The 6,337-nt window shown below is 68.6% G+C and carries 6 protein-coding genes; 2 read left to right on the top strand and 4 right to left on the bottom strand.

Translation table 11 applies throughout. From position 1 onward, the window contains the following. Positions 1-91: 91 nt before the first annotated feature. From ACFYMC_RS24660 to ACFYMC_RS24645, 4 genes are all read right to left on the bottom strand, one after another. On the bottom strand, positions 92-1,849 hold the full coding sequence (locus ACFYMC_RS24660; protein ID WP_388528944.1) for a protein kinase: 1,758 nt from the start codon (positions 1,847-1,849) through the stop codon (positions 92-94). A 373-nt stretch (positions 1,850-2,222) separates the two neighbouring features. Beyond that, a complete protein-coding gene (locus tag ACFYMC_RS24655) occupies positions 2,223-2,672 on the bottom strand; it encodes an SSI family serine proteinase inhibitor (protein WP_388528942.1) in 450 nt (149 codons plus the stop codon). Between the two features lie 246 nt (positions 2,673-2,918). Continuing rightward, a complete protein-coding gene (locus tag ACFYMC_RS24650; protein ID WP_388528940.1) occupies positions 2,919-3,704 on the bottom strand; it encodes an SGNH/GDSL hydrolase family protein in 786 nt (261 codons plus the stop codon). Positions 3,705-3,805: 101 nt separating this feature from the next. After that, positions 3,806-4,435, bottom strand: coding sequence for a MerR family transcriptional regulator (locus tag ACFYMC_RS24645; protein ID WP_388528938.1), 630 nt, complete (start codon positions 4,433-4,435; stop codon positions 3,806-3,808). A gap of 90 nt (positions 4,436-4,525) precedes the next feature. Here ACFYMC_RS24645 and ACFYMC_RS24640 point away from each other — a divergent pair, with 90 nt between their 5' ends. Both ACFYMC_RS24640 and ACFYMC_RS24635 read left to right on the top strand, forming a co-directional pair. Beyond that, positions 4,526-4,954: a DUF3291 domain-containing protein gene (locus ACFYMC_RS24640; protein ID WP_388528936.1), complete on the top strand. Its 429-nt coding sequence runs from the start codon at positions 4,526-4,528 to the stop codon at positions 4,952-4,954. Between the two features lie 105 nt (positions 4,955-5,059). Continuing rightward, complete coding sequence (locus tag ACFYMC_RS24635) at positions 5,060-6,316, top strand: multidrug effflux MFS transporter (RefSeq protein WP_388528935.1); 1,257 nt, start codon at positions 5,060-5,062, stop codon at positions 6,314-6,316. The last annotated feature ends 21 nt before the right edge of the window (positions 6,317-6,337 follow it).

Below are 6,337 nucleotides of genomic sequence, written 5' to 3'. Positions count from 1 at the left end.
GGGCAGAAGCCGTCCGTGACCGACTCCTGCCCGCTACACTCCCACCCGCTCGACGTTTCCCCAGGTCAAGCCACGAAGTGCTGCTGGAGTACTAGTCCTGTGCGTACTGGGCGACCACCTTGCCACTGCTGTCGGCCGCCAGGTATCCCGCCGCGTGGTACTCGTTGGTCACGTAGACGCGCAGGGTGGGCTTGTCCTCGTTGAAGGTCCAGCGGTCCACCAGGACGTAACGCATGTTCGGGTTGGGCACGTTGAGTTCACGTTCGGCGCGGCGCACCAGGGTGGGCAGGCCAGCCCAGTCCATCCGGGTCACGTCGAAGGGCGCTCCGTCGGTGCTGTCCAGGGTGCCTCCGGGGCCGAGGTTACGGACCACCCCGCCTCGGTATTCGAAACGGTCGTACGCCTTGGCGCCGGGCTTCACCGGGATGTCGGCGAAGGCGTACTGCTCGTAGATGTCGAGTTCCACGAAGTCCGTGCTGCCGCCGCTGGCCTTGCGGAACGCCTCCATCACCGCTTTGGCGTTGGCCGTGGTCAGCAGGGTTCCCTCGGTGGCGGGCGACGCTTCCTGCGGCTGCTCCGTCTTGTGTGCCGCGGAGTTGGCCTGGGGGCTCGGCCCGTTGCTGGAACCTTTCGCGTCCTTGCCGGGGGTCGCCGCTGCCGAACTGGGCGTGGCGCCCTTGCCCCGGGGATCCTCCGAGTCGCCGGGGAGCCAGTTCAGAGCGCTCACGGCGCCCAGGCCCAGTACCGTCACCACGATGGCGCCGGCGATGACGCGCCGCCTCTTGGGCGCTCCGCTGCTCGTGGTGGTCGGCCTGGTGGGTCCCGCGGGGTTGGTGGCGGGCGGGTCGAACACGGAGACCGGGGGCCCGAAGCCGGCTCCTGCGGTGCTGTCCTCGGCTCCGGGGGAGGGCCGGGCGGCAGCGGGAGTGGGGGCGTACCCCGTGGGAGGGGGGTAGGAGGGCGCTGAGGTGTCGGGGTTGCCCGGGGTTCGAGCGGTCGGAGGGCCTGCCTCGGTGGCGACCGCCCGCAGCAACTGCTCCAGTCGTGCGGCGTCCGGCCTGGCCTGGGGGTCACGCACCAGCAACTGGGCGAGGACGGGTGTCAGGGGACCGGACCGGGTGGGCGCCGGGAGCGGGTCGTCGAGGACGGCGACGACCGTCGCCAGGGTCGTGGCGCGTCGGAACGGATGGCGCCCCTCGGCTGCCACGTACATGAGCATGCCCAGGGACCACAGGTCGGAGGCGGGGTTTCCTTCTTCGCCACGCACACGCTCGGGGGCGATGTACTCGGGCGAGCCGATGAGGTCACCGGTGGCCGTCAGACTGGTCGACTCGCGTAGGGCTGCGATCCCGAAATCGGTCAGCACGGCGCTGCCGTCGGCGCGTAGCAGTACGTTGGCGGGTTTGACGTCCCGGTGCTGGACGCCGGCGGAGTGCGCCGCCCGGAGCGCGGACAGGACATCGAGGCCCAGGGCGGCCACGTCGGCGACAGGCATGGGACCGTCGGCCAGGCGGTCGTGGAGAGAGCCGCCTTGGACGAGCTCCATCACGATCCACGGGTGGGAGCCGTCAGCGGGTTCCACGATGTGGTGGATGGTGACCACATGGGGGTGGGCCAGCCGGGCCAACGCCCTGGCTTCGCGGATGGCGCGCCCGCGTAGCTGCGCCGCCAGTTGCGGGTTCGCCGCGGCGACTGCGGGGTCCGGCGGGCGTACTTCCTTGAGGGCGACCTCCCGGTGCAGCGCGATGTCGCGGGCCCGCCAAACGGTGCCCATACCGCCGCTGCCCAGGGGCGAAATCAGTTCGAAACGGCCGTCGATCAGCCGTCTGCCGGCCTCGCTGGTGTTCATGGCTGGCCATCGTATGAGTACGGGCCGACAGGCGGTCCAGCGGTCCGGCCCTGGGGCGTACATCGGAAGTGAACCGTGTCTGTGGGGTGTCTGCATGCCGAGCAGCCACACAGGCCTCGTGTGGGGCCGTTTGGTCGCGTTGGCCGAGCCGTGAACGGATTCGACGGGGTCGCCACCTGGCCCGCTCTCCCGCATCGCCCCCTGGCCGCCGTGGCTGCTGCGACTCACCCCGTACCCGGTCACCTACGACCGGTGCTCGGCGGGGCCGGTCCGGGCTCGGAGCTGGTGGAGCTGCTCAGCGGGACAGGAGACGGCCAGACGCCGGTACGCCGGCCGGGGCGACCCGGCCGGCGTAGGCGTTTGCTGTGCCCGCTCAGAAGTTGAAAACGCTGCCGCTTCCGTGGAGCTTGGCGCAGGGGTTGGCGAAGGTGTGGGCGTAGTCGTACCGCCGACCTTCCCAGACGCCGACCGCGGTGACGGTGATCGGGTTCCATTCCTTGGTGCACATCGCCTGGCTGCCGCCACTGGTCACGGCGTCCAACTCGGCGTCGTTGGCGCGCAGTTCGGCGCAGGCGCCGGCCGGGTCCGGGTGGGTGCCCTGAGCGTTCGTCCCGGGGGCGCAGTTGAGCGTGACCGCTCGCATGACGGTGCCCTGCTGGGTGTCGTCCCCGGCGGTGATGCTGAGCACCAGAGCGGAGGGCGCGTACAGGCTCTCCGTCCCGCTCGGCGCGGCTCCCGCCGCGCCGGCCCCCGACAGTGCCGTGAGCGCGACGAGCGACATGGCGGTGGCGGTGAGGCCCAGCCCCCTTGTGATGGACCGCATTTCGAACACTCCCCTGGGTGTTGGTTTCGGTTATCGGACGGAAGTCTTGCCCAGAACCTCAAGAACTGCTTGGTCTTACCATCAATTTCGGTCGCGTTCGGTGATGGGGTATGTGCGGGTCGTGTCCCTGTGGAGTCGGCTGACCTGCGGCTGTACGGGTTTGGGAATCGGCCGAAGATAGACGTGTAGGGAAGTTGATCAAGTGAAGTTAAGGTGAATAAATCCTTGAACCGTTGATTGAAAGGTTCATTGGGGGTGAACGGCTGTCAACTCTGGCCTCTTCGCTACCCTTCCGTCACCGGAGGAACGGCCGCGCAGGCGCCTGCCCAGCCATGGGCCGAGGAACGCGGCGACCCACCGTGCTTCCGCGGCGGCGTTGCGCAGAAGAGAAGGGTGTGGGTGTGGTGGTGCGGGGAGCGGGTGGGTCCAGGAGTCGTCCGCTCCGGGAAGGCCCAGTGCGTGTGCCACCGCGGCGGCGATCCGGGCGTGGCCCAGCGGGCTCGCGTGCAAGCGGTCCTCGCTCCACAGGCGCGGATCGGTGACCACCGCGTGGTGCGAGGTCTCGGCCAGAAAGACTCCGTGCCGGGCCGCCGCCTCGCGTATGCGGGTGTTGAGGGCGTTGACGCGAGGGCTCAGCGGGCGGGCGAGCGGGGTGATCTGGGAGACGTCGGGGAAAGTGAGCGTCGCCACGCGTGCTCCTTGAGCCGTCAGCGCGGCGAACATTCCTTCCAGGTCGCCCGCCACCTCATCGGCATCGAAGCGGGGGCGCAGCAGGTCGTTCATCCCGGCCACGACCGTCGCCAGGTCCGGCCTGAGTGCGAGGGCGCTCGGCAGCTGGCCGGCGCGCACCTCGGCGGCGACCCGACCGCGCACCGCGAGGTTCGCGTACCGCACGTCCCCCTCGGTGCGGGTGAGCGTCTGTGCCAGACGGTCGGCCCATCCACGCAGTCCGGTCGACTCCTCACCGTCGCCCAGGCCTTCGGTCTGGCTGTCGCCGAGGGCCACGTAGTGAAACGGCCGTGGGGTCGACATGGCTGTGCCTCCTATCTGCGCACTCCCGGGTGCGCGTTTCGGGGCGAAGCGGTGCCTCGGCATGTGCGCCCGCACTGCTTGCCCGGTGTCGAGGGTGGAGCTCAGTGGCTGAAGCGGCGGGCGGACTCGTCCTCTTGGGCCAAGCGGCGCAGTGCCAAGAGCGCCGGCTCCAGCAGGATCGTCACGAGCACGGCGCGCTCGGCCTGGTCGAGTGGATCGTCGAGGTCCTGGAGTTGGTCGAGGTCGACCGCGGCGCTGCGGCGCGCGAGCTCCGCGTAGGGCACCAGGAGGCGCCAATCGCAGTCGAGGCCGAGTGATCTGAGGGATTCCAGGGTCCGCGCTACCACCTCCCGGGCGGGAGAGTGGGGCGAGACCTGCCACCCCATCTGGTGCAGGAGGCGTTCCACCTCCTCGTGCTCACCCTCGGGGGGTGCGCGGTCCTCGCGGGTCTCTGGATCGACGGGGCGCGCTCCAAGCACCAGGCCCAGCGTCTGGTGCAGGTCGTGTTCCTGCTCCGAGACGGCGGCGAGCACGTCGCGGGTGGCGTTGACGGACAGACCCCGGACGCTGATCAACGCCCGCGCCAGGCGGAGGCGCCGCAGATGGTGGGGCCCGTACTCGGCTCGGGTGGCCGCTGTCGCCCGACCTGGCGGCAGCAGGCCTTCCCGCAGGTAGTACTTGATCGTTTGGACGGGCACGCCACTGCGTCGGCTGAGCTCGGAAATCCGCACGCGCTCTCTCTTCCCTCCCTGGGTGGATAGTGGCACTATCTAACCTGCGACTGGATAGTGTCACTCCCCAATCTTTAAGGCGATCACACCATGCCGACCCTTCCCTGGACCGTTCCGAACCCGCCCCCGTCAGGCGTGACTGTCTACGTGATGGCTTCCCGCTTCGAAGTGAGGTCCCTCAGGGACGTACCGCGCTTCTTCCGCCACTCGATGACCGTGTGGAACCAGATCCGACAGGCTCCCGGCGCGTACGGAGCCTCCCTGGTCGCCCGCCCGTGGCGGCGCACCTTCTATACCCTGTCGGCCTGGCGGGATCGGGACGCCCTGTACGCATTCGCCCGCACCGAACCCCATCTCGGCGTGATGAGGTCCATGCGGAGCATTACGAGTGGATCGACCTTCGTCTTCTGGCAGGCGACGGCAGCGGAACTCCCCATCGGCTGGCCTGAGGCCATGGAACGTCTGGAATCGGAGCAACGTGAGGTGAACTCCACCGATCCGCGCCGCAATCACGGGTAACGGACGTGCATCACGGCGGCGACGGAGACCACATTGCCATGCTCATGATCTAGGTTGTCGCCTGCGGCGACACCCCGGCCGCCCCTGATGCCCAGGAGGCACTGAGTGACCACGACGAGCGAGCCGCACCGCCCGGCTCCAGAACAGAGCGCGCCCACCGGCCCCGGCGCGGACCGGCCCGCCGGCAACTCGGACACCTTCGTCTTCTGGCTGATCGTCCTGCTGGCCCCGGTCGGGCAGATGGCGATCGACATCTTCGTCCCCTCACTGCCGACTCTTGTCGATGAGTTCGACACCAGCAGAGGTGCCATCCAGCTCAGTGTCTCGCTCTATCTGGTCGCGTTCGCAGCCGGACAACTCCTCTACGGACCGCTGGCCGACGCTCGTGGACGCAAAGCGGCTCTGCTGACCGGCGTGGGGCTCTACCTGGTCGGCAGCGTGCTCACGCTCGTGGCCGATTCCGTGGCCCTCTTCGTCACGGCGCGGATCGTGCAGGGACTGGGCATCACTGCCGCGTCCGTCCTGATGAAGGTCATCCCCGCCGACCGGTTCTCCGGGCCCAAGCTCACCCAGGTGATGACCTGGATGGTGATTTCCTGGGGACTGGGGCCGATCCTCGCCCCCGTCATCGGGGCCTGGTTCGAAATGGGCCCCGGATGGCGCTACAGCCTCTACTTCCTCACCGGCTACGGTCTGTTGCTCTTTGCCCTGATCGCGTTCGTGTTCAAGGAGACCCACCACGACCGCCAGCCCTTCAGCCTCCGCTCTCTCGCAGCCGACGCCCGAAGCGTGATGACGGACGCCGAGTTCACACGGCTCTACCTGTGCATGGGCCTGTGCTTCGCCGTCCTGCTCACCTTCAACCTCGTCGGACCCTTCCTCGTCCAGGACGTCATGGGGTACTCCGCCGGGGTGTACGGGCTGATAGCCCTTGCCATGGGGGCCGCCTACTTCTCCGGGACCTTCAGCAACCGCGTGCTGCCCGCTTCGTTCACCACGCGACGCAAGTTCCGTACGGCTTCCCTGGTCACGGTCCTGGCTTCGGTGGCCATGGTGGTGACGGCCGCCCTCACGCCACCCAACCTCTGGTCACTGACGCTGCCTTCGCTCGTCATCGTGTTCTTCACGGGGATGATGTACCCGAACCTGATGGCAGCCGGAATCTCGCGCTTCCCGCACGTGGCCGGTCTCGTCAGTTCGCTCCTGGGATGCAGCCTCATGCTGATCTCGGGTCTCGTGACGATCGGTTCGTCCCTACTCAAGGCCGATACGCTTCTTCCGGTTGCCTTGCTGTTCACCGGGTGCATGGTGATCTGTCGGATTCTCCTCCTGCGCACCCTGGCGTCGAGGCAAGAGGGCTGAGCCCGACCGGGCCCTGGGCCT

Origin of the sequence: Streptomyces sp. NPDC006879 (genome assembly GCF_042869595.1) — a bacterium.
Classification (GTDB): Bacteria; Actinomycetota; Actinomycetes; order Streptomycetales; family Streptomycetaceae; genus Streptomyces.
This window is presented reverse-complemented; position numbering and strand designations above follow the sequence as displayed.